This is a genomic window from Variovorax trehalosi (assembly GCF_051216415.1).
Lineage (GTDB): Bacteria > Pseudomonadota > Gammaproteobacteria > Burkholderiales > Burkholderiaceae_C > Variovorax.
In genome coordinates, this window is the sequence record NZ_JBPJZG010000013.1 from 17,168 (window position 1) to 40,306 (window position 23,139).

Sequence of the window (23,139 nt, forward strand, 5' to 3'; positions counted from 1 at the left end):
GTGCCGCCAAGTGAAATACATACTTCACCGCCTGGCGGCAACGATACCGGTCATGGGCATCGTTGCGTTTCTCGTGTTCAGCCTTCTCTATATTGCGCCGGGAGATCCTGCCGTGGTGATCGGCGGCGAACAAGCGAGCGAAGCCGACATTGCACGAATCCGAGAGTCCCTTGGCCTGAACCGTCCCTACCTCGTTCGATTCGGCGAATGGGGCTGGCGCGTCCTCCATGGCGATCTCGGGGTGTCGCTCTTCACGCAGATCCCGGTCAGCGATCTGATCGTGCAACGCATGGAGCCCACCATTGCGCTGATGGCTTTGAGCATGCTGATCTCCGTGACCATTGCTGTCCCGCTGGGTGTCTTGGCAGCCATCCATCCTGGTGGATGGATTGACAGATTCGTCATCGGACTCGCGGTCGTTGGATTTTCCATGCCAGTCTTTGTGGTCGGATATGTGCTCGCGTACGTTTTTTCCGTCCAGCTCCGATGGCTTCCAGTCCAAGGCTATCAACCACTTTCCGGCGGTTTCTGGCTGTTCTTCAAATCGCTCTTGCTGCCGTCCATGGCCTTGGGTTTGGCATACATCGCGCTGATCGCTCGCGTGACCCGGGCAGCGATGCTGGAAGTTCTTGCGCTCGACTTCCTGCGTACAGCCAGAGCAAAGGGACTCCCTCCCTCGCAGATCTATTTCGTTCACGCATTGAAAGCTGCGGCCGTGCCGATCATCACGGTCATCGGGATCGGGATCGGGGCGCTGATCGGTGGTGCGGTCGCAACTGAGAGCGTCTTCGGAATACCAGGACTCGGCCGACTGACCGTCGACTCCATGATCCGGCTTGACTATCCGGTGATTCAAGGCGTCATCCTGCTGTTCAGCCTGACCTACGTGGCGATCAATCTGATCGTCGATCTTCTTTACCGGGTTGTCGACCCACGAATCCGATACTGAATGACGAACGCTTCCATTTCCAGCGAGTACCAACTACCGCCTCAGTATGCGATCGAACCACGGCGCGAGGACTTGCTTGTGAGGCGGGTCTCTCGAGGCCGCTTTTGCTCGTTCGCGACAGGACACCCCGGGCTGATGATCGGAATCGTCCTGCTGGCGCTCACGTCCGCCGCCGCCTTGTTCGCTCCACTTCTCTTCACCGTGGACCCGACTTCCATCATTGGAATCGGGCGCTTCAAGCCTCCGTCAGCCCAAGCATGGTTCGGCACGGACCAGATCGGCCGGGATCTCTATTCGCGCGTGATCTATGGCGCCCGTGTCTCGCTGACCGTCGGCATCGCCGTGGCATTGCTTGCTTCGTTTTTCGGGATCCTGCTGGGAGTTGCAGCCGGGTTCGTACGCTGGCTCGACCCCGTCGTGATGCGTGTGATGGACGGGCTGATGGCAATTCCACCCATCCTTCTCGCAATCGCCTTGATTGCGTTGACGCGCTCCTCCATTCAGAACGTGATCATCGCTATCGCCATTGCCGAAGTTCCGCGGGTGGCCCGGCTGGTTCGAAGCGTGGCGCTCTCTTTGCGGGAGCAAGCATTCATCGACGCGGCGATCAGCAACGGGGCCACGGTGCCGGTCATCGTCTATCGCCACATCTTGCCAAACTCCCTGGCGCCCATCGTCGTACAAGCAACCTACATCGCGGCGTCCGCCATGATCGCCGAGGCAGTACTGTCATTCATCGGAGCGGGCACACCCAGTGTCATTCCTTCGTGGGGAAACATCATTGCCGATGGACGGTCCGCATTTCAGCTTCGTCCGGGCCTTATCTTCATTCCCGCCGCCTTCTTGTCTCTTACCGTTCTCGCCGTCAACATGATCGGCGATGGCTTCCGGGACGCACTCGATCCACGGTTCGCCAGGAAGTTCTGATATGGATGCACTTCGAGTCAACGATCTGCGTGTTCACTTCGCGACTGCACGGGGCCCCGTCCGGGCGGTCGATGGCGTGTCCTTCGACCTGCACGCCGGCCAGACACTCGCCCTGGTCGGGGAATCCGGCTGTGGAAAATCTGTGACGTCCATGGCGGTCATGGGGCTGTTGAAGCAATCACAGGCGAGGGTCGCCGGGTCGGTGCAACTGATCGGCGAGGAATTGCTTGCTGCGACGGAAGGTCGTATGCGTCAAGTCAGAGGCAGCAAAATAGGCATGGTCTTTCAGGAGCCCATGACCAGCCTGAACCCTGTCCTGACGGCTGGTTATCAAATCGCGGAAACGCTGCGCGTGCACGAGAAAATCGGGCGCACAGCGGCACGTCGACGCGCGGTAGAGCTGTTGCAGTCGGTCGGCATTCCCGACCCCGAGCGTCGATATGGGGAGTACCCCCACCAGCTATCGGGGGGCATGAGGCAGCGGGTCATGATCGCGATCGCCCTGGCCTGCCGGCCCGAGGTCCTGATCGCCGACGAGCCCACCACTGCCTTGGACGTCACCATTCAGGCGCAGATTCTGGATCTCATGCGACAGGTAAGCCGGGATTCCGGGTTGGCAATTCTCCTTATCACCCACGATCTTGGCGTGGTGGCCGAGATGGCGCAGCGCGTGGTCGTCATGTATGCCGGGCGAGTCGTGGAAGAGGCCGCCGTTGGCGACCTGTTTCGAGAGCCGCTGCATCCCTATTCGCAGGGGCTACTTCGACTGACACCCAGACTGGGAAGCCGCGAGAAGTCGACTCACGCGACAATGCCGGGCTCACCCCCACCTTTGCACATTGAAATTCAAGGATGCGCATTTGCTCCTCGGTGCCCGCGAGTCGAAGCGATCTGCACAATGCACGCGCCTGCACTGGAAGCCAAGGCACCCGGCCATGCTGCGGCCTGTCATTTCGCAAGGAGGGTCGCGGGATGAACACAGACACCCAGCCGGCACTCGTGCTTCACCACATGGTCAAGCACTTTCCTTTGAAGGGCCGTGGCCTGCGCTCCGAACCTCTGCGGGTGCACGCCGTGGACGACGTCTCGCTGACGATCAACAGCGGCGAAACCTTCGCACTGGTCGGCGAAAGCGGTTGCGGCAAATCCACGATCGGTCGATTGGTTGCACGCTTGGTCGATCCCACGAGCGGCCAGATTTTTCTGAATGGCCAGCGCTTCGACACCCTGGCAGGTCAGGCCCTCCGGCACGCCCGCCGCAATGTTCAACTCATTTTTCAAGATCCCTTTGGCAGCCTGGATCCAAGGATGCGTGTCGGGGAAGTCATTGCGCAGCCGCTTCTCAACTTCGGGTTGATGTCGGATCGTCGTTCGATGACCAAGCGCGTTGGGCAATTGCTCGAGATGGTGGGATTGCCTGCCGACTCCGGCAACCGCTTTCCCCATGAGTTTTCGGGTGGGCAGCGCCAGCGCATTGCGATCGCCAGGGCACTGGCACCTGAACCCAAAATGATCGTTTGCGACGAGGCGGTTTCCGCACTTGACGTATCGGTTAAGGCGCAGGTGGTTGGGTTGCTTGCCGAGCTTCAGAGCCAATTGGGATTGACGCTGCTGTTCATCAGCCACGACCTGGCGATCGTCGAGCAGCTTGCGCATCGGGTCGCGGTGATGTATCTCGGAAAGATTGTTGAGTTGAGCCCGAGTTTGAACTTGTTTGAACAGCCCGCGCATCCCTACACCCAGGCGCTGCTTTCGGCGGTGCCGGTCCCAGACCCGTTCGCACGGATCGACCGGGTGATTCTCAAGGGCGAGATACCAAGCTCGACACATCCTCCCAGCGGCTGCAGGTTTCGTACTCGCTGCCCCAAGGCATTCGAGAGATGTGCGGCGGAAGAACCCGCCCTGCGACCTACCGCTGGCGGCGGGGTGGTGGCTTGCCATCTAGCCTAGTCTGCCCGCCTGCGGGGCTGGGCGAGCTCCGATTTTTTGGTGACTTGCGTGCCGAACACAACCAGGCCAAAGACCCCAACGCCTTGTTCACTGGCCCGGCGGCAGGCGGGAGCTGGGCAACTGAGCAGGCGTAGCTGGGCCTGGATGGGCTCCTGGTACACGGCATTGCCGTGTTGGATGGGATCTGGGCCCCGCCAGAGAGCGGGGCCAAAAGCTGGCTTGTGGGCCCTCCCGCCAGTCGCCTGACTGCAAAACCTTCTCTATACCGTCGCTACAGGTGTTACCGGCGATCCCACTGCGCCGGGAAGACGCAAGGGTGGTGCCGTGAGAAGGAAGCGATTTCTTTGATGACTGCGAAGCCAGTTGGCCAACGGTGTGAGATGCCAGAGCTCGCCCAAGGGCACCCCAAGCTTGAAGAGACAGTGCTCATGAAGTGGTAAGGCAGCGCAACACCGTAGGGCCCTTTTTCGCGCGGGATAGACCTCTACGCTGTAGTTGTCCGCGACCAGTGCCGCAATGCCACTGTTCGACAACCACGCCAGCAATTCGACGTCCGAGCCATCGAGTCCGACACCAAAGCGTTCCAGCACATCGGCGGGCGGTTGGCGCTCGAACTCGAGCAACTTCTCTGCGAATCCGGTGTGAAGACAGAGTATGTCGCCGGGCTCGACGCGCACGCTGTCTGCTTCCATGATCCGCTTGAGTTCGCCAAAGCCGACGGGTCGATGGGCATCGCCCACATGTGCGCGCAGATCGATCATCACACCGCGCCCCTGGATGGCGTGCTCTGCATAGTTCTGGATTCCGAGCGCAAGGACGCCGGACCGACTGTGCGGGACATCGTCGTCACCGGGACCGCGAATGTCAACGCCGGCCCGGTATCCGTTGTAGTACACCTTCTCCGGAATGCCATCGCCGTCCGCATCAAAATGGCTGCCGACGTGCACGAAAGCATTCCATTGCGTCGAATACTGGAGATGAAGTTCGACCTTGTCGTCGCAGAGAACATCGGTGAAGTTCGGATTCTCTTGTGCGAGCGAAAAATTCAGCGTCGGCACCCCGTCGCGCAAGGTCGGACTCAGCACCGGAGGAAACCGTCGCTTGTTCAAAACCGAGCCACCCGGATAGTCCAAGGGAAGGCTAAGACAGAACCGCAAGCCCTCCTGCACTTCCTGGGCGGCGAGCTTCACCCTCGCCGGCGTGAGCAGGTTCAACCGGCCTAACTGATCGTCGGGGCCGAAGTCTCCCCAGGTGGATCCCTCTGGTCGATGCATCCATCGCGAACTGCTGGTTGGCATGAAAGATTTGTCCTTTTCGCTAAAGATCCGCACGGATAACTCACCGCCAGTTTGTCGGCCCTCAAGTCAAGGGTGACTTGGCCTCCGCCAGCAGTGAACGTGCAACTATCAACTTCTGAATCTCGGAAGCACCTTCGTAGATTCGCAACGGACGGATGTCGCGATACAGCTGTTCGACGATGCAGCGACGAGAAACGCCAAGCCCGCCGAAGAGCTGTACGGCTGCATCGATCACACGCTGAGCGGCTTCCGTCGCGCCCAGTTTTGCAAGCGCGACCTCACGGGATACCCGTGAATCTCGCGTGTCGCGAGCCCATGCTGCGCTGTACACGAGCAGGCCCGCAGACTGGACGTCAAGGTGCATGTCCGCGAGCTTTGTTTGAACCGACTCGAGTTCCGACATTGGCTTCCCAAAAAGCCGGCGCGTCCTGACGCGTTCCAGCGCTTCGTCAAAGGCGCGGCGAGCCATTCCGAGCGCAGCGGCCCCGACAGTGGTTCGGAAGATGTCGAATGTCGCCATGACCGCCTTGAAGCCCTCGCCGGGCCGACCGATCAGGTGCGTGGCTGGGACCCAGCAGTCACGAAAGGTGAGTCCCGCAATGGGATGCGGCGCAATCATCTCTGCGTGCGGGCCAACCTCCAGCCCCGGCGTGCCTGCATCCACGATCAGTGCGGAAAGGACGCGAGCGCCAGGTTCTTCGCCGGTCCGCGCGATCACGATGTAGTGATCTGCCACGCCAGCGTTGGTGATCCAGATCTTCTCGCCGTTGATCAAATAGCCATTGTTCGATGCGTGGGCCGTGGTCGCAATCGCTCCGACATCCGAGCCTGCAGCGGGTTCGGTGACCGCGTTGGCCGCAATTCGCTCCCCGCGCCGGCATGGGGCGAGGTACCGCTCCTTCAGGTCGTCCGACCCGACGAGCCAGATCGGCGCCGTCGCCAACCCCTGCATGGCAAAAGCGCTGTCCGCAAGAGGGGAGCAGTACGCGAGCGCCTCACGGATGAGGGCAAGACTTCGAACGTCAACGCTCTTCGCGTCGAGCGGAACTGCGTAGTCCAGGAACCCCCACGCCGCCAGATCACGAGCGAACTCACGGGTCTCTTCTCCCAGATAGGCGCTGTGAACGGCCGATTCATCCGTGGCACGGTGCTGCCGCTGCCAATCCTGAAGCCGCAGAGCGAGATCCGAATGCCTGGGCTCGAGGAACGGCCAGGTCCAAGGGGTCCAGTTCACGTTCGATCCTCCGCGAAGATCAGCTTCTCGGCGAGCGCTCGCAGTTCGCTGCGTTTGAATTTCTGGCCATTCGCACTGCGTACCATTGGGATTTCATCGATGGCAAACACGCGAGCCGGAACCTTGTAGATTGCGAGCTTGCGTCGGCAGCGGGCAATTGCAGCAGCTTCATCCAGCGGCATCGATGGGCGCATGACCACGAACGCGATTGGCCGGACCCCTGCGCTCATGCGAGTGGCGACCACCTGGACCGCTGCGAAGTCACTGTCCTCGGCAAGCACATCCTCGATTTCTGCGGGAGCCACCAGATAGCCGCCGATGCGCAAGACATCGTTCATCCTGGAAACGAAAACGAAGCAGCCATCAGGAAGTTCGTATGCCAGATCGCCTGTGCGAAAGAATCCGTCTTCAGTGAATGCTGCGGCCGTGGTGCGTTGATCGTCCAGGTATCCCCGCAATTTGTTCGGCGTTTGCACTTGAAGCTCACCGACTTCTCCGCGCGGGACGGTCTCTCCGCTCTCAGGGTGGCGAACCACGAAGCACGCCAGATCGGATGCTGGCTGTCCGCCACCTTCGGCCCTCTGGTGCAAGGGGGCGTCATCCGGCTGGATGGCAAAGCCCGCAAGAAGCTCGCTCATCCCGTAGAAGCCGCGAATACGGATACCCCGCCGTTCCGCCTTCTCGGGAAGCTGCGTCAGCGAAGGGACGAAGCTGGCATATCCGAAAAGACGAAGGGTCGGGAACGCCGGTGACCTTTCTGAGCGATCCAGGAGCTTGTCGAGCATGTCGTTGGTGCCCAGCATGTGCGTCACGGCATGGCGATGAATCAGCTCTGCAGCCTCGGCGGGCCGGAACGCCTGCATCAGCACAATGGGGCACTGCGCTTGCAATGCGGAAATCAGAATGGTGTATCCGTAGGCACCGCACATCGGCACCGCGAGCATCATCCGGACACCTTCTTCGTGGAGCCCGGAAGCGCGCGCGACGTCAGCGGCGTGACGGCACACGCTCGCCTGTTCATGCACGATCAGCTTCGGCGAACTGGTTGTTCCCGAGGTTGCCAGAATCAGGGCCTCGTCGCCAGGTTGACCATCCGAGACGTCGACGCCACCTGTCTGCTCGAGCGCCGACAGACGGACTTGGTCAACGCCGAACGCGAAAGTGTCGTCACCTTCATCCACCAGGATCACCAGCCCAAGCGATGCCCGAGTGGCCGGATGCATATCCTGGAGCGCGACCGCGCACGCGCCTTCTCTTTGCGTGGAGGAGGTCACGATCGCCTTCGAGCGCGTGCGCGTCAACATGTCGCCGACCTCCTTGGCGCTCCAGCGGACATTGAGCATCACCACCCCAATCCCCAGTTTGGAACAGGCCAGTACCACGACAATCCAGTCGATGCCGTTGTCGAGCCAAAGAGCAAGTCGATCACCCCTGTGCAGGCCACGTGCGCTCAGGCCTGCGGCCAGCGCAGCGGCACGCTGCCTCATGTGACCGAAGGTCACGACCTGGTCTTCAAAGAAGAGGGCAGGGGACTCCGACGCTGCGCCTTCGATAAGGCTGTGGAGGGAGTGTGCGGGATTTGTGACGCGCATTTTTTGAATCAGAAGGTTCACCCAACGGTCTGCGCACGGGCTAGGAGACCGGTATTTCCTTGAATGATCGGCAGGCCTCCACAAGGGCGTTTTCGATTGGGATGCGCTCGAAGCTTGATGCGGCCACGAATCCAACGGCCCGGGTCCGCTGGTTGATGAACTCGGCATCGGCGGCGCTGGATATCGGGCCTCCATGCGACAAGAAGATCAAGTCCTCCCGCACCTCGCTCGCAGCGACAAAGCTCGTTTCGAGCTGCGCCGCGGCTTGCTCCAGTCCGCTCGACGACTTGGCACCGATGGCGCCGCCAACCGTCAAGCCCATGTGACCGATCAGAACGTCGACGCCCGCCTGCGCCATCAACCGCGCTTCGACCGCGTTGTAGACATAAGCCAGCGAAAGAAGTTCTCTCTCCCGGGCCTTTCGGACCAATTCGACTTCACGAGAAAACCCGTAGCCTGCCGCTTCCAGCTCCCGCCGGTAGCTCCCTTCATGGCGCCCAACAGTCGGGAAGTTGATGACGCCAGAGAAGCCGATGTCGTCGACGGAGTCCAGGACGTCGTCCAGATCCCGCGTCGGATCCACGGCATAGACACCGGCAATCACCGGAACATTCCGAAGCCGCGGTCGAATGCTCTCGCGCCCCAGGCGCAGCATGATGTCGTTCGCGTCCCCGACGGGCATGCCGCCAACCAGGCTCGGTAGCCCATTCACGCGAAAATAGCCTGAGTTGTAGACAACGAGGAGGTCTGCGCCGCCTTCCTCCGCACACCGTGCCGAGAGGCCATTTCCGGCCCCGACCACCAGCAAGGACTTGTCTCGTGCCAGTTCGGCACGAAGCCGGTGCAGCGCTTCAGTGCGGCTAAATCTCTTTGCCATGGCGGGCATTTCCCTGTTCAAGAAGGTCAAGAAGGGTGCGCACAGCCAACTCTGCGCACATCGGGTGATTGATGTGTCGGTCGATCTCGAAGACAGGGACGGTCCCGGCCAGTTCAGCCTTCAGCGTGTCCCGGAATGCAGCATCCGAAGCCGGGTCATGGAACGGCTGTCCTGGCGCGTCGTAGGCAGAGTGGCCGCCAAGCGGCAACACCACTGCGACGGGGCCGCGCGCCCTGCGAAGCTTGGTGGCCATGAACTTTGCAATCGACTCGTTTTCCGTTGCGGTCGTCCGCATCAGGGTCGAGAACGGTGTGTGCTCGAGAAACTTGCGCCCCTCGAATCGGGTTGGAACGGTCTTTCGCGCTCCGAAATTGACCATGTCAATGGCACCGGGCAGCACCACCTGCGGTATGCCCATGTTTGCGGCGGCGTCCATGCGGCGCGGGCCCGCGCTGCGCACGCCGCCGACGAGTTCGTCCGCAATTTCGGTCGTTGTCAGATCCAGAAACGCGTCCACCGCACCATCTTCGATGAAGGCCTCGGCTGCCAACCCGCCAATTCCACGTGCGTGAAAAGTCAGCACGTCAAGTTGCGCGCGTTTCAATAGACCGTAGGCATGGTTTGCGGCGGGCGTGGTCGAGCCAAATGCGGTGATCGCTGCGCACCGTTGGCCGCGAACGATGCGACTCTCGGCTGCATCGACGACCAGTGCCGCCATGACCCTTGCTGCACGGCCCAAGAGCGCCTTCAGATAGCTGCCCAATCCGAGAATGTCGACAACCGAGTGCATCAGGACCACGTCCTTGATGCCGACCAACTCTCTCGTATCTCCGGACGCATTCGTCGAGACCAGAAGCTTGGGAACACCGAAGGGCAGCACCTGGAACGCGGCGGATGCCAATGCGGCATTCGTGCCGCCCCCGATGCCGATATAGCCCTGAATTCGGCCCGTGCGATGGAGCTTGCCCAGTTGCACTTCGAGCCCCCTCATCATGACCGGGATGGCCTTGGCCCTGTCGGCTTGTCGCCTGAGTTCGTCAAGCGCCATGCCCCCCGATTCGGCGACCACTTCTGCCGTGATCTCCGCGTGGACGGCGGACCCGCCGAGAACGCCACAATCGATCACGATGGGCCTCAGACCACAGCGCCTCAACTGCTCGCACAGCCATTCGGTTTCCTCACCTTTGGTGTCCAGCGTCACGCCGACCACGACGCCCGGCGACAGGTCCTGGGGCGTGTTCATCTGCGCTCATCCCTGGCTTTGGCGCAGCCGTGGCAGTGATTCCACAGATGCCCTGGTCGACGTTCACCTTCGAGCCGACTGTGGAAGTAGACAGATCGCAACGGCTCGAAGATGTGCGGGATGTCGTGATGCCATCCCATGCCGATTGCGACCGCATCGCCCGGACCGACTTCCTGGCGTTGATCACCCACCATGACTTGAGCACGCCCCTCGAGGATCAGGAAGTACTCGTCATGGTCGTGATAGTGGGAGTCGAACGTGGTTGTCTTCGCGTATGCGACGGGGTCGCCAGTGTTCCTGGCCGGCGTGAGGTTGTCGTACTCGAACACTCCGCACCCCCCGATCGAGTCTTCCCAAGCGCCTTCGAGGAGTACGCCAGAAGATTCTGCATTGACGGCCTGGAGAACGACCTCCAGGGCACCCGGAACAACATCGACGAACTGCGTCGAGCGCAGCACATCAGTTCTCTGGCCGGATGTCACATTGCACCAGCCTCCGCCCGTCATCAGGACACGCGCCTTGGCGTGGCTGATTGGCAGCCTGAACGGCTGCGGACTCCCGACATTGAAGCGCGTGAATCGCTTCAGCTCGCACCAATCAGGCGCCGCCACGGTTTCGTCAAAGAAGGCCATCGGTGTCAAGCCGCCAACATGCCCAGCGTACGCGCATGCCTTGCGACATGATCGACTTTTGCGCGTTGATGGGGGTAGAGCGCTTGCCCGGGCGCTTGACGCCATACCGGCTCGAAAGGATCGACCACGGTGGTGCGATGGCCCGAGAGCTCCTCGATCACCGCGAGAGCAAGGTAGGGAACCGTCGCCGGGTTGTACCCGCCCTCGTGCGTGAACACCAACCGACCCTGGCAAAGTCGAGCGGCGCAATCCATCAGCTTGCGCGTCATCTCCCTGAAACTGCCGGAGTGCAACATCATGCGTCCTGTGTTGTCTCCATTCGCGGCGTCGAACCCGCACGAAACGATGATCAGCTCCGGTCGGAATTTCTCCAGGGCCGGAATCACCAAGCTGTCGAAAGCGTAGGCATACGCACCATCGCCGGACCCCGCAGGCAGCGGAATATTCAAGTTGCTCCCGATCCCCTCCGCTTCACCTGTTTCATCGACCGTCCCGGTGTTGTATGGATAGGCCCCCTCCTGATGCAGCGAGATGGTCAGGACTGACGGATCCTGATAGAAGATTTCCTGTGCGCCATTGCCGTGGTGAACATCCCAGTCAAGGATCGCCACGCGCGCCACGCCCAATTTCTCCTGGGCGTAGCGAGCGGCAATGGCCGCGTTCGCCAAGAAGCAGTACCCCATGGCCTCGGTTCGGCGCGCATGATGTCCAGGGGGGCGGACCAATGCGTAAGCATTCTGAACCTTGCCGGAAGCGACGGCCGCGACGGCCGCGATAGTGCCGCCTGCTGCAAGAAGCGATATTTCCCAGCTGTTTCGAAACGCCAGCATCGTCGGCCCCTGCGCACCGCTCACCTCGCCCCACCCGGCTGCGGAACAAGATCGAAAGCGCTCAAGGTAGTCCGTCGCGTGCACCCGCTCCAAATCGGCCACTCCGGGCATGATCGCATCGACCCGCTCGAGCTGCCCGAGCAGCCCCGAGGCCTCCAACAAGTTCCGGACCCTTCGTTTCGCTTCGGGGCCTTCGTTGCTGGGAAGCGGCTCGAACAGGCACTCGCTCGGATTGCTTTGCGCATCATTCGCCTGCAACCCCCATGCGTAGATCTCATGCCAAACGAATCCTGTCTTCAGCTTCATAGCCAGCTCCTAAATAATGCGACGGATGGTGGCCCTTGAGCCGGTCCGCAATTCACTCTGTATTCGACTTGCAACCTGGACCAGCATCTGGCCGATCTGCGCCGAGCGCTGAGCGCCAAGATTGATGCTCTGGGCCCCGACGACCAGAATTCCGGTGCAGCCACCGTCTACGCCGACGATTGGCGCTGCAACTGCGCCGGCCCCGACCGCCATGGAGTCCAGCTTGACGGCATAGCCATTCCGCTTGGCCGCCACAGCGTCCTTGAGAAGCTGCTTCACGTCGACGCCACCCTTGCCATTGGACGCAGGGGCGCGCCGCAAAATCGCCTGATCTCGCATAGCTTCCGACACCGTCGTCAGCCACGCGACGCCACACGCAGAACCCAGCAAGGGAAGGCGCTCGCCCACAAAAAAAGAGACTCGCACCGTCTGGCGGCTTTCACAAACAGTCGCACACGAAAAGTGCATTCCGTCGGGAACAACAAGTGCAACGGTTTCGTTCAGCTCGTCACGCAGGGCCTCGATGTGCGGCAGTGCCGCACCCGCAACACTGACGCTTCGCAATCGCGCCGTGGCCAGATCCACAACAGCCAGCCCCAAGGTGTACCGCCGGGTGTCTTCGTCTTGCTCAGCGAATCCTTCGTCCACCAACGCAGCAAGCATGCGATGTGCACTCGCTTTATCCAGCTCAAGGCGACGAGCAAGCTCGGTGACCCCCACTGGTTCTTCACTGGCAGCAAGCTCGCGGAGCACCGCGAGCCCTTTACGTAGAGTTTTCAAAGTTTCTTGACCTCCGGAATGAATCTAGCGAAGTATTGTTTTAATGTCAACTGTGTTTCACATTGAGCAACATTGGATTGTCCGCTAGCTGTTTGAGGAGTGCGTCCATGAAGAGTTTGCCCACCGCTTCGTTCTGGTTGTTGCCATTGCATCTGCGGTCACCTTCGGGCAGGCGGTGGTCAACAATGAAGTGGACTGGGTCGAGGTGCCGAGCGTCGACGTGCTCAAGACGCTTGCCGCATCCCCGGCGTCATGGTCGAGCAGACCGGGCCTGGCCAGGCCTGGCAGGGCAAGTGGCGCCTGTTCCTCACCTTCACGCTGGTCCCCGATACGTTGACCCCGGGAAATCACGTGCTGCTGCGCGCCAGCGGTTTCGCCGACGGTGTTGTTGGCTGGCCCACGGACGAGCCCACCCGGGAGTTGCGCGCGGCATTTCTGACGGCGAAGAGCGAAGCAGAACGCAAGCAAGTCACGGAGAAGCTCAACGCTCGCGCCTTCGATCAGGTCCTTTATCTGCCTGTGGGCCAGTATGTCCAGCCCACGGCCTATCGCAGCAACATCGGCGGGATCGTTCCTGCATCAATGCCATTCTTCTGGAGCGTCGAAAAGAAATGACACTCGCACAGGAAGTACTTCTGCGCCTGCAGGACAGCGGATTCAAGTTTAAGGACTCCAAGATCTTTTGGCGTCGATTGAAATAACGTGGCTGACTGTGGTCGCGGGTGAGTGAACGCAAGCGATCGGGCGGTACTGGCGCGACAAATTTGGAGGCGGCAGGTATGTCAGCCTCTACATCCGGCCGGATACAAGGTTGCAGCTCTGTGGCCAGGCATGATTTCTGCGAGGGCACTGAAATGGCATCTCATATCAAGGGGCGGCATAAAATCCGCCCAAGAGAATCGACAACGGTGAGAGGACGGAAATTGCTGTCCGACATTGCCGCCTTCGTCGTCGTTTGTGGATGCATGGGCGGCCTCGCGTGGATTCTTGCTCTGCCCGTTCATGCTGGAGGGCCTTCAGTCCTGCAGGCGATGTGCCTTCGCAACCTCTGCACGGCAACTCTCTACCACCGTTAGCGCGATCGCGCTGATTCTTCAACTCTTGTGGTGTCCGCAGGGATGCGGCTGTGATGACTGCACATGCGGCGGTGTTGGCGTCGATGAGAGATGTCCCTTGCATGCCTCCATCGAGCCTTCCAGGCTACCTTGGTTGGAACTTACCAAGTTGAGCACCCTTGCCTTGACCCCGGAACTTGGGCTGAACGTGGATGGTGGTGCTGGCAGCGCGCTTGCCGGCGCGGCGCAGATTCGGCATCTGCGCTACTTCATCGTCGTCGCCGAGGAGCTTCATTTCCGCCATACTGCTGAACGCGTGCACGCCGATCAGACCCTGCTGCCGCGTACCGTTCCCAGCAGGACCGGGCGCTATTCGATAGGATCGATTTGCATCTGATTCGGGTTCTGCACAACGTGCAGACCGATCACAGCATCCCGTGTGCGGTCACCCGCCTCGGCATGTGCCAAGTGGCCGTGTGTCCGCCACACTGCGCATCGAGCCGCCTGTGGCGCCTCGACTCGAGCGCGCTCACCGGCTCTTGCCTTCTGTTATGTCTTCTCCCGTGCAGTTGGTGGATCAGCGACCCGACCGATGGCTTCGACCTCCACCTTGAGCCCGAAGTGCAAGGGGCCAGTCGGCACGACGGCGCGGGAAGGCCGAATCGTGCCTGCCCACTCCCGGTAGACCGCATTGAAGGCCGGCCAGTTCTCCATGCTGTCCACGTACACGCGAACCTGCACCAGGTGGTGCACGCCGCTGCTAGCCGCCTCGAGTGCCGTCTGCACGTTGGCCAGCACCTGGCGCGCCTGATCCTCGAACGACGCGTCGACCAGCTTCAGTCCGGCTGGCGTGATCGGCAATTGACCTGACACGAAGGCGAGGCCATTGGCAACGCTGACGTGGCTGTAGTGCCCACCGGGCGCGGCCAGGCTTTCGGGGTCGACGTAGGCTACGGTGCCCGTGTCGGATGGATGATCAGACATTCGCATTTCCTTTCCTTCGCTGGCCCCCGGCCGATGCCGGAGGCACCGACATCGCCGGCGTGCGGCGTGGCCCATCGGAGGCGCGCACGATGAGTTCCGGCGTCCAGACTTCCTGCAGGGCGCTCGCCGGCGTGCCGTCGAGCCTTGCCATGAGCATCTCCACCATGCGCTTGCCGGCACGGTGGGTCTCGGCGGAGAAGGTCGTCAGCGCGGGTGAGACGTACCGACCGATCGGATGGTCATCGCCGCCGATGACCCCCACATCCACGCCTGCCGTTCTTCCGGTCTCGCCGATCGCGCGGATGACGCCCAGAGCCACCAGGTCGTGCCCGCACACGATGGCGGTGGGCGGATCGGGCAGGTCCAGCAAGCGGCGAGCGGCGGCCACGCCGCCTTCTTCCGAAATCGCCTCTTCGACGCACAACGCTGGATCGATCTCGATGCCGGCGCCGCGCAATGCGGCTTCATACCCCATGCGCTGGTGGTGGCTGAACATCAGGAACTCCGGCGAATGCACCAGGGCGATCCGGCGGTGCCCCAACGCGATGAAGCGGGCGCAACCCGCGCGGCCCACGACGGTGTGATCGATGTCGAGGCAGGGGAAGTCGGTGGAGGTTTCGCTGCGTCCGAAGGCGACAAAGGGCACGTCGCGTTTCATCAAGTAGGCAATGCGCTCGTCATCGCGGCGTGTCCGCCCGAACAGCAGTGCATCGACACGCTGGCGCTCCACCAGGCGCTTGAACACGTCGATCTCCGTCTCCACGGTGCGGGCCGACGCGATGATCACCTGGTAGTTCGAGCCGTCCAGCGCCTCGTCCACACCCATGAGCATGTTCAGGAAGAACGGGTGGGCGAACGAGGCCTGCGGGGCCGAAAGTACAAAGCCGATCGTGTCCGAGGCCTGGCGGCGAAGACGCCGGCCCGCGGGATCCGGCGAGAAACCCAGGCGGGCCGCAGCGGCCAGCACGCGTTCGCGCGTTGCGGCGCTCACGTCCTCGCGGCCGTTCATGGCCTTGGACACGGTGCTGACGGAGAGCTTCAGCTTGGCGGCGAATTCCTGGATTTTCAAGTCGTCTTCCTTTGATCCCGGGAGCGAGGACGCTGGCACGGGTTATGCATTTTATCGAAACCGATTTTTCACAGATTGGTTCATTTGTGAATGTTGACTTTTTACGGGTACCGTATAAGATTTATCGAAATCGATTTCGTACATCATGGACATGACCACTTCCGACGCAGAGCTTTCGATGATCCGGGACACGGCGCACCGCTTTGTGCGCCAACGCCTCGTGCCGCTGGAGCAACAGATCGAGACCGATGACGACGTCAGCGTCGAGTTGCTTGCCCGGTTGCGCGCGGAGGTCGCGGCACTGGGGCTTTATGGTTTCAATCTGCCGGAGCGCATTGGCGGGCCGGGGCTCTCGGCCGCAGCGAAGGTGGCGATCCTGGAAGAGCTCACCTACACCTCGGTGCCGCTGAGCGAGGTGTTCGGCCATTTGCCGCTACAACTGGCGCAGGCCAGCGCCGCTCAGCGGGAGAGGCTGCTGCCCGGCATCCTGTCGGGCCAGAAGATCGTCACCTACGCCCTGACCGAGCCGAACGCCGGCTCCGACCTCGGCGGCCTGCGCACCCGTGCAATCCGGGTCGACGCAGGCTGGTCGCTGAGCGGCAGCAAGCACTTCATCTCGCACGCCGAGACGGCCGACTACATCATCGTGCTGGCCGTGACGAACCCTGCCGCGCCGCTCAAGGGCAGGCTGGGCACCTTCATCGTGCGGCGCGACAACCCCGGGATGGTCGGCATGACGCGCTACAAGAAAATGGGCTGGCGCGGCTACCACCTCAACGGCTTCTCGCTCGAGAACTGCTTCGTGCCCGATGCGGACGTGCTGGGCGCGCCCGACGCGGGCTTCCTCGGCATGATGCAGTCGATCAACCAGGATCGGCTGCTGTCGGCGAGCCGCTCGCTCGGCCTGTCGGTGCGGGCGCACGCCATGGCGTGCGAATATGCCGTGGAGCGCAAGGCATTCGGCGCCAGCCTCTCGCAACACCAGGCGATCCAGTTCATGGTTGCCGACAACGATGTGGAAATCGAAGCCGCAAGGTTGCTGATCCGCAGTGCCGCGGAGATGATCGACGCGGACGTGCCGGAGGCACGCATCGCCGCATCGCGCGCCAAGCTCTACGCCAGCGAAATGGGCTGCCGCGTCACGGATCGCGTGCTGCAGATCTTCGGCGCCATGGGCTACATGTGCGAGTTGCCGGTCGAGCGCTTCTATCGCGACGCACGTGCCTTCCGGATCGGCGAAGGCACTTCCGAAATGCAACGGCTGCAGATCGCACGCGCCGCCCTGGCTGCCTGAAGGGAAACGTCATGGCTTTCGACCTGCTGCATGTCCACGACGAGGCTTTGCCCGCATTCCATGCAGGCGATCACACCGCGACGCGGGCGGAGCTCCAGCGCGCCGGCCTGCAGGCGGCGACCTTTCTGCACCAGCTCGGCCTGCGCCGCGGTGACACGCTCGCCGTTTGGATGCCGGACGGTGCAGTCTGGTTGCAGTTGCTGTTCGGCGCGGCGCAACTGGGCGTGCTGGTGGTGCCGGTGAGTACGCGGCTCAAGCTGTCCGAGGCGCGGCATGTGGTGGCGACCGCCCGCGCACGTGTGCTGGTGGTCCCGACGGCGTTCCTCCGCTTCGACTACCTCGCGACGGCCCGCGCCATCCAGGCGGCGGAGCCTGTGCTCGAACACGTGGTCGACGTGCCGGCCGACGCGGGCTTCCAGTGGCGCGATCTCGCGGCCCACCCGGAGTGGCCGGGACAGGACGCCGATCCGCTCTGCACCTTCAGCACTTCGGGAACCACCGGTCATCCCAAGTTGGCTGTGCACACGCAGCACGGCATCGCCACCCATGCACGCAACGCAGGCCGGGTCAACGACGTCCAGCCGGGCGACGTGATGCTGTGCGCATTGCCCCTGTACGGCGTGCTCGGCTTCGTCAAGGCCTTCGCCGCGCTGGCCTCGGGCGCGGCCTGCGTCTTCCTGACGGTCTTCCAGGCCGATGGGGCCGCAGCGGCGATCGAGCGCCACCGGGTCACCCACTTCTTCGGCTCCGACGGCATGTTCGACATGGTGCTCAACGCCAAGGGCCGCTCGCTCGCCACATGGCGGCGCGGTGGTTTTGCCGAGTTCGCCGGGCTCGGCCATCAGGTGATTGCGCAGGCATGGGACGACTGGGGCCTTCGCCTGGGCGGGTTGTACGGCATGTCCGAGTGCTTCGCCATGACCGCCATCCGTGATCCGGCTGGCGCTGCCGACGAGCGCGGCCGGCCCGGTGGTCGTCCGATCTCCGACGCGATCGGATTCCGCATCGCAGATCCGGTCAGCGATGTGCCGAAGACGCAAGGCGAGCAGGGCGAATTGCAGCTGCGGGGCTACAACGTGATGACCGGCTATCTCAACAACCCGTCGGCAACCGCGGTGGCATTCACGGCCGACGGGTGGTTCAAGACCGGCGATCTCGCTGTGGCGGAGGGCGATACCTTTTGCTACCTGGCCAGGCTCAAGGACAGCCTTCGCCTCAAGGGCTATCTGGTCGACCCGACCGAGATCGAAGACCTCCTCTGCCAGCACCCTGGCGTGCTGGCAGCGCAGGTGGTGGGCGTTCTGCAGCCCGGCGAAGGCGACGTGGCCGTGGCCTTCGTGCGCGCGGCGCAGCAGCCCGCGAGCGAGTCCGAGTTGCTCGCGTATTGCAGGGCCGGGATCGCCGGCTTCAAGGTGCCACGGCGCATCGTGGCCCTCGACGAGTTTCCCCAGGCGAGCGGACCCAACGGCGTGAAGATTCTCAAGAACGTCTTGCGCGAGATGGCCGCCGAGTATGTCCAACCCGCCGAGCCCGGCTCGGCACTTTCGAAAGCAAGCGCATGAAACGCACTGAAGTGAGATCCAACATCGCGTGGGCCAGTCCGACCCAGGTGGTGGTCCATGGCTTGGACTTGTGCGAGGAGATCGTGGGCAAGGTCGACTTCGGCCAGATGGCATTCCTCCAGTTGTTCGCCCGGCTTCCCGACGTGCGCGAACTGCGCATGTTCAACGCGATGATGGTGATCCTGGTCGAGCACGGCATCACGCCCTCATCCCTTGCCACGCGCATGACCTATTGCGGCGCGCCGGAATCGGTGCAGGCCGCCGTGGCGGCAGGCCTGCTGGGCCTGGGCTCGGTGTTCGTGGGATCGCTCGACAACGCGGCCCGCCTGCTGCAGGAATCGATCCCCGACGCGGCGCAGGCCGGCGACGCGGAGTTGCAGGCACGCGAGATTGTGACCGGCTACCGCGCGCGAAAGGAAATCCTGCCCGGCATTGGCCACCCCTTTCACAAGCCGATCGATCCCCGCACGCCGGCGCTGTTCAAAGTCGCCAGGGAAACCGGGTATGACGGCCCCTATGTGCGCCTGATGGAGGCCCTCGGTGCCGAAGCCACGCGGCAGGCCCAACGGCCCCTGCCGGTGAACGTGACAGGCGCGATGGCGGCCGTCGCCTCCGAGATGGGCATTCCCTGGAGGATCTGCCGTGGCCTGGCCGTTTCGGCGCGCGCGGTCGGCCTCGTCGGGCACATCCTGGAGGAGATGCGCCAGCCCATGGCGGACGAGTTGTACCTGCGCATCGAGCATGAAGCCACTGCGCACATGCATCCAGCAGCTTTGTAGGAGCTTGAGGATGTCCGATGCCGCCCACTCGCCGCAACGCACCGTGCCGCCCCGGCGCGACGAACTTCGGTTCTGGACGCAGGAGAAGCTGCGCAACGCCGACACCGATCAGTTCCGGCATGTGAACAACGCCATCATCTCGACGCTGCTCGAGGCTGCGCGCATGGAGATCTTCGCGCCCGCAGCGGTCCGGCCGCTGATGGACGGCGCGAACCTCGCCGTGGTTCGGCTGCTGATCGAATTCCGGCACGAGGTCTATTTCCCCGGTCGGGTCGACATTGGCAGCACGGTGCTGGCGGTGGGCAACACGTCGTTGCGCGTTCGCCAGGGGCTGTTCATGGACGGAAGCGACACCTGCCTGGCGTCGGCCGAGGCGACCTGCGTTCTGCTCCATCCCGGCTTGCGCCGATCGCATCCGGTGGGTGCCGAGCTGCGCCGGTACCTGTTGGCCAACGCGCACGGAGGGGGCGACTCATGACCGCCGAAGGCAAGGTGCTGTGCGAGCGCCGTGGTCATGTCGCCGTACTCACCCTCAACGACCCGGCTCGCCGGAACGCACTGTCGCGAGACATCGTCCGGGGCCTTTTCGACGCGCTCGCGCACAGTGTCCAAAGCGGCGCGCGGGCGATCGTCATCACGGCGCAGGGGCCCGCGTTCTGCGCCGGCGCCAACATCGACGATCTGCGCAACGGATGGATGGAGGGCAAGGATCCGTCCGAAGATCCGGCGCTGTTGTTCCAGCGGCTGAGCGAGATGCCTTGTCCCGTCATTGCAGCGATTCAGGGCCTCGCGCTGGGCGGTGGGCTGGAACTCGCCTTGAGTTGCGATCTTGTCGTCGCCGCCGAAGATGCGTGGTTCGCCCTGCCCGAACTGGGCCACGGCGTGATCCCGAACACCGGGCTTGCCCTCTTGCAGCGCATGGTGGGCACGCGTCGCGCGCTCGAGATGGTGCTGACGCGACGACGCGTCGCCGCACCGGAGGCTCTCGCCATGGGGCTCGTCAATCGTGTCGTGGCGGGGGGCGAGGTGTTGCCACACGCGCTGGCGCTGGCTGCACAAGTGGTGGACCATGCGCCGCCGGGCGCGATACGCGCAGCCAAGTCCAACTTCCACGGGCATGCGGCGATCGACTGGGCGCGCGTGCTCCGCTCCCCGCTCGACGTCCCTCCCAGCGAATGGCAAGAAGGGCTGGACTCTTTCACGGAACGGCGCGCGCCGTCATTCGAGCGCTTCTGGGCTGACGACACGGGTGCACGCGATGCACAGCCGCAACCGCTGACCGCGCCCTGACGGACAGCGGGCACGGTTCTTCCATGCACGCAACCCTTCACGCCTGAGCATCTCGACCTCTTTTCTCCCCGTTCTCAATCTTTTTCGAAATCGTTTTCGTTATATCGCTGACGGAGCTTCCCATGATCATTGACCTGCATGCACACGCTCTCGGAGAGCGTTTCCTCCACGACCTTGCCAAGACGCCGGTGGCCGGTCTTCGCGCCGAACACGGCGACGATGGCTATTGGGTCATCCGCCGCCAGGGCGATGACCGCAAGAGTTCGATCGACACCAATTTGCATGACCTTCCGGGTCGGCTCAAAAGCCTGGAACGTCGAGGCGTGGCATTGCAGTTTTTCGCGCCACCGCCGTTCATGCTGGCATGGCCCGGCGGCGCTGCGGGAAGCGAACTGGTCCGGGCTCTCAACAAGGCCGGTAGCGACATCGTCAAGGACGCCGAGGGCCGCATGGAAATGCTGTCGGTGCTTGCGCTGGGCGAGCCGGAGGTCGCAGTGCAGGAACTGCAGCGCGCAGTGGACGACTACGGCGTGCGCGGCGTGATGATGCCGAGTTCGGCTGGAGGCCGTCCGCTCGACGGGCCGGAATTCGCACCGTTGTTCGCATTGATCGAGAAATTGGGGTTGATCATCTTCATGCATCCGACATCGGCGGTGACGTCCGAACGATTCGGCATGTATGGATTGCACGTGCTCGTCGGCTGGCCCTTTGAAACCACGCTGGCAGTCACCCGCATGATCTTCAATGGCCTGTTGGAGCGCCATCCACGCCTCAAACTCGTGCTTGCGCATGGCGGCGGCAATCTGGTCTTCTTGCGCGGCCGCCTGGATTCCGCATACGACGCCACAGGCTGGGAGGCCGATCCGTACTTCCGCCAGCACATCAGCCAACGGCCGAGTGCCTACCTTGATCGTCTGTACTACGACACCTGCGCGCTGAGCGAGGACGGCAACCGTTTCACCATCCAGACCATGGGTTCGGAGCGCGTGGTGTTCGGTTCCGACTATCCCTTCGACATCGGCGACCCCGAGGGCAAGCGTTCGGTGCCGGTGGTCGACAGCCTGCCCGAAGCAGACCGCGAAAAGATCTACCGCGGCAACGCGCTTCGACTGCTGGCGGACGCGGGCCGCTGAACACGCGCAAGCCCGGGCCGCGCGCCGCGGCCCCTGCCAATGGATCACCAGTGACCGGCACACGCACCGGACGAGACAAACCCCATCCCATTCATTTTTGCGAGGTCATCATGAACAAGATATACAGGTACGTTCTCGTTTTGCTTTTCACCGCCGGTTGCGTGGCGACCGCCGCCGCGCAGCCTGCGGCCTTTCCATCACCCCGGCCCGTGAAGATCGTTGCGCCTTACGCGCCCGGCGGAACCGGCGACACCCTGTCGCGCATCCTGGCCGAGAAGCTCGCGCTGGTCTGGCAGACCCCGGCCGTGGTGGAGAACAGGCCGGGAGGCAGCGCGGTCGTCGCGACGCAGATGATCGCCAACTCGCCGGGCGATGGGCACACCTTGCTGGTGTCTGCCTCGAACTTCACGATCAATCCCTTCCTGCTGTCCAAGCTGCCATACGACAGCGCGAGGGATTTCGCCCCCGTTGCGCTGCTCGCGACGAATCCGCACATCCTCATCGTCAACCCATCGGTGCCTGCCAGGAACCTGAAGGAGTTCATCGCGTGGGCCAAAGCGAAGAAGGGCGCTGGTACCTACGCATCCTTCGGCAACGGAACCTCGGGTCACCTGGGCTTCGAACGTTTCAAGCACGCAACCGGCGTTGACATGATCCACGTGCCCTACAAGGGCGCGGTACCGGCCATCTCGGATCTCATGAGTGGCCAGGTTGACGCGATGTTCTGCGACACGCAGCAGGTTCTCCAGTTCCTACCCAGCGGAAAGATTCGGGCGATTGCGTCGGCCAGCGCAACCCGCGCTGCGACGCTTCCGGAAGTTCAGACCTTTGCCGAGGGTGGTGTGCCGGGCTTCATTTCGACCTCCTGGTTCGGTCTTATCGCCAAAGCCGACACGCCGCCAGCCGTGCTCGCCGAGATCAACCGCGACGTGATCAAGGTGCTCCAGCAACCCGAGGTAAAAGCTCGTCTCTACACGATGGGCGTCGACGCGGTCGGCAGCAGCCAAAAGGACTTCGGCGCCTTCCTGCAGAACAACACCAGGGAGTACGGGGACATCATCCGTTCGGCCGGCATCCGGGCCGAGTGAGACGGCTTTCTTTCATCGTCCGCAAGAACTGGAGTCTCGCCGCGAAAACCAACCGTCTCCGCGGAGCCATGGTCGCCGTCTGCGCGTCTTTCGCCGCCATTGCCCAAGCGCGGCTTCCCAAAATACCGGTCAGGACCATCGTGCCCTGCGCGCGGGCGGCCCGATCGACATATCTTCGCCCGCGGCCTGAGTGCACGCCTTTCGACCGAATGGAAGGCGCTTCGCGCAGGCTTTCCGGGTCTTGCTCAGCAGCGCCTTCGCTGCAGG

The 23,139-nt window shown here is 62.8% G+C and carries 23 protein-coding genes and 1 pseudogene; 14 read left to right on the top strand and 10 right to left on the bottom strand.

What is annotated here, in order from left to right:
• Positions 1 to 10 precede the first annotated feature (10 nt).
• The 4 genes from ACSFA7_RS32145 to ACSFA7_RS32160 all read left to right on the top strand — a co-directional run bounded on the left by ACSFA7_RS32145 (position 11) and on the right by ACSFA7_RS32160 (position 3,826).
• On the top strand, positions 11 to 949 hold the full coding sequence (locus ACSFA7_RS32145; protein WP_435503108.1) for an ABC transporter permease: 939 nt from the start codon (positions 11 to 13) through the stop codon (positions 947 to 949).
• Between the two features lie 135 nt (positions 950 to 1,084).
• The gene (locus tag ACSFA7_RS32150; RefSeq protein WP_435503109.1) at positions 1,085 to 1,876 is read left to right on the top strand and encodes an ABC transporter permease; all 792 of its coding nucleotides are present in this window, start codon (positions 1,085 to 1,087) and stop codon (positions 1,874 to 1,876) included.
• A gap of 1 nt (position 1,877) precedes the next feature.
• Positions 1,878 to 2,852: an ABC transporter ATP-binding protein gene (locus tag ACSFA7_RS32155; RefSeq protein WP_435503110.1), complete on the top strand. Its 975-nt coding sequence runs from the start codon at positions 1,878 to 1,880 to the stop codon at positions 2,850 to 2,852.
• Positions 2,849 to 3,826 (top strand): ABC transporter ATP-binding protein, encoded by a 978-nt coding sequence (locus ACSFA7_RS32160; protein WP_435503111.1) that lies wholly within the window; start codon positions 2,849 to 2,851, stop codon positions 3,824 to 3,826. Before ACSFA7_RS32155 ends, ACSFA7_RS32160 begins: the two co-directional genes overlap by 4 nt.
• Positions 3,827 to 4,086: 260 nt before the next feature.
• On the opposite strand, the gene ACSFA7_RS32165 is transcribed toward ACSFA7_RS32160, so the two are convergent.
• The 8 genes from ACSFA7_RS32165 to ACSFA7_RS32200 all read right to left on the bottom strand — a co-directional run bounded on the left by ACSFA7_RS32165 (position 4,087) and on the right by ACSFA7_RS32200 (position 12,618).
• Positions 4,087 to 5,124, bottom strand: coding sequence for a cyclase family protein (locus tag ACSFA7_RS32165; protein WP_435503112.1), 1,038 nt, complete (start codon positions 5,122 to 5,124; stop codon positions 4,087 to 4,089).
• Between the two features lie 61 nt (positions 5,125 to 5,185).
• A complete protein-coding gene (locus tag ACSFA7_RS32170; protein WP_435503113.1) occupies positions 5,186 to 6,358 on the bottom strand; it encodes an acyl-CoA dehydrogenase family protein in 1,173 nt (390 codons plus the stop codon).
• The gene (locus ACSFA7_RS32175; protein WP_435503114.1) at positions 6,355 to 7,971 is read right to left on the bottom strand and encodes an AMP-binding protein; all 1,617 of its coding nucleotides are present in this window, start codon (positions 7,969 to 7,971) and stop codon (positions 6,355 to 6,357) included. The genes ACSFA7_RS32170 and ACSFA7_RS32175 overlap by 4 nt, the downstream gene beginning before the upstream one ends.
• A gap of 19 nt (positions 7,972 to 7,990) precedes the next feature.
• Positions 7,991 to 8,827, bottom strand: coding sequence for a phosphoenolpyruvate hydrolase family protein (locus ACSFA7_RS32180; RefSeq protein WP_435503115.1), 837 nt, complete (start codon positions 8,825 to 8,827; stop codon positions 7,991 to 7,993).
• Positions 8,811 to 10,070 (bottom strand): Tm-1-like ATP-binding domain-containing protein, encoded by a 1,260-nt coding sequence (locus ACSFA7_RS32185; RefSeq protein ID WP_435503116.1) that lies wholly within the window; start codon positions 10,068 to 10,070, stop codon positions 8,811 to 8,813. The genes ACSFA7_RS32180 and ACSFA7_RS32185 overlap by 17 nt, the downstream gene beginning before the upstream one ends.
• On the bottom strand, positions 10,067 to 10,702 hold the full coding sequence (locus ACSFA7_RS32190) for a cupin domain-containing protein (RefSeq protein WP_435503117.1): 636 nt from the start codon (positions 10,700 to 10,702) through the stop codon (positions 10,067 to 10,069). The genes ACSFA7_RS32185 and ACSFA7_RS32190 overlap by 4 nt, the downstream gene beginning before the upstream one ends.
• A gap of 5 nt (positions 10,703 to 10,707) precedes the next feature.
• Entirely contained in the window at positions 10,708 to 11,838 is a 1,131-nt protein-coding gene (locus tag ACSFA7_RS32195; RefSeq protein WP_435503118.1) for a class II histone deacetylase, read from the bottom strand.
• A gap of 9 nt (positions 11,839 to 11,847) precedes the next feature.
• Complete coding sequence (locus ACSFA7_RS32200) at positions 11,848 to 12,618, bottom strand: IclR family transcriptional regulator (protein WP_435503119.1); 771 nt, start codon at positions 12,616 to 12,618, stop codon at positions 11,848 to 11,850.
• Positions 12,619 to 12,870: 252 nt separating this feature from the next.
• Between ACSFA7_RS32200 and ACSFA7_RS32205 the strand changes: the two genes are divergently transcribed.
• The 3 genes and pseudogenes from ACSFA7_RS32205 to ACSFA7_RS32215 all read left to right on the top strand — a co-directional run.
• Positions 12,871 to 13,233, top strand: a complete 363-nt coding sequence (locus ACSFA7_RS32205) for a hypothetical protein (RefSeq protein ID WP_435503120.1) — start codon at positions 12,871 to 12,873, stop codon at positions 13,231 to 13,233.
• A 609-nt stretch (positions 13,234 to 13,842) separates the two neighbouring features.
• Positions 13,843 to 14,070, top strand: a complete 228-nt coding sequence (locus ACSFA7_RS32210) for a hypothetical protein (RefSeq protein WP_435503121.1) — start codon at positions 13,843 to 13,845, stop codon at positions 14,068 to 14,070.
• A pseudogene (locus tag ACSFA7_RS32215) lies at positions 14,031 to 14,150 on the top strand (LysR family transcriptional regulator); the annotation flags it as partial. The gene ACSFA7_RS32210 and the pseudogene ACSFA7_RS32215, both read left to right, overlap by 40 nt.
• 72 nt (positions 14,151 to 14,222) lie before the next feature.
• On the opposite strand, the gene ACSFA7_RS32220 reads toward ACSFA7_RS32215, so the two are convergent.
• On the bottom strand, positions 14,223 to 14,657 hold the full coding sequence (locus ACSFA7_RS32220; RefSeq protein ID WP_435503122.1) for a RidA family protein: 435 nt from the start codon (positions 14,655 to 14,657) through the stop codon (positions 14,223 to 14,225).
• On the bottom strand, positions 14,650 to 15,726 hold the full coding sequence (locus ACSFA7_RS32225; RefSeq protein ID WP_435503123.1) for a LacI family DNA-binding transcriptional regulator: 1,077 nt from the start codon (positions 15,724 to 15,726) through the stop codon (positions 14,650 to 14,652). The genes ACSFA7_RS32220 and ACSFA7_RS32225 overlap by 8 nt, the downstream gene beginning before the upstream one ends.
• Positions 15,727 to 15,877: 151 nt before the next feature.
• Here ACSFA7_RS32225 and ACSFA7_RS32230 point away from each other — a divergent pair, with 151 nt between their 5' ends.
• The 7 genes from ACSFA7_RS32230 to ACSFA7_RS32260 all read left to right on the top strand — a co-directional run bounded on the left by ACSFA7_RS32230 (position 15,878) and on the right by ACSFA7_RS32260 (position 22,872).
• Positions 15,878 to 17,020, top strand: a complete 1,143-nt coding sequence (locus ACSFA7_RS32230) for an acyl-CoA dehydrogenase family protein (protein ID WP_435503124.1) — start codon at positions 15,878 to 15,880, stop codon at positions 17,018 to 17,020.
• An 11-nt stretch (positions 17,021 to 17,031) separates the two neighbouring features.
• On the top strand, positions 17,032 to 18,582 hold the full coding sequence (locus ACSFA7_RS32235; RefSeq protein ID WP_435503125.1) for an AMP-binding protein: 1,551 nt from the start codon (positions 17,032 to 17,034) through the stop codon (positions 18,580 to 18,582).
• Positions 18,579 to 19,361, top strand: a complete 783-nt coding sequence (locus tag ACSFA7_RS32240) for a citryl-CoA lyase (protein WP_435503126.1) — start codon at positions 18,579 to 18,581, stop codon at positions 19,359 to 19,361. The genes ACSFA7_RS32235 and ACSFA7_RS32240 overlap by 4 nt, the downstream gene beginning before the upstream one ends.
• A 10-nt stretch (positions 19,362 to 19,371) precedes the next feature.
• On the top strand, positions 19,372 to 19,839 hold the full coding sequence (locus tag ACSFA7_RS32245; RefSeq protein ID WP_435503127.1) for an acyl-CoA thioesterase: 468 nt from the start codon (positions 19,372 to 19,374) through the stop codon (positions 19,837 to 19,839).
• A complete protein-coding gene (locus tag ACSFA7_RS32250; RefSeq protein ID WP_435503128.1) occupies positions 19,836 to 20,651 on the top strand; it encodes an enoyl-CoA hydratase/isomerase family protein in 816 nt (271 codons plus the stop codon). Before ACSFA7_RS32245 ends, ACSFA7_RS32250 begins: the two co-directional genes overlap by 4 nt.
• Positions 20,652 to 20,773: 122 nt before the next feature.
• The gene (locus tag ACSFA7_RS32255; protein WP_435503129.1) at positions 20,774 to 21,784 is read left to right on the top strand and encodes an amidohydrolase family protein; all 1,011 of its coding nucleotides are present in this window, start codon (positions 20,774 to 20,776) and stop codon (positions 21,782 to 21,784) included.
• A 110-nt stretch (positions 21,785 to 21,894) separates the two neighbouring features.
• Positions 21,895 to 22,872, top strand: coding sequence for a tripartite tricarboxylate transporter substrate binding protein (locus ACSFA7_RS32260; RefSeq protein WP_435503130.1), 978 nt, complete (start codon positions 21,895 to 21,897; stop codon positions 22,870 to 22,872).
• The last annotated feature ends 267 nt before the right edge of the window (positions 22,873 to 23,139 follow it).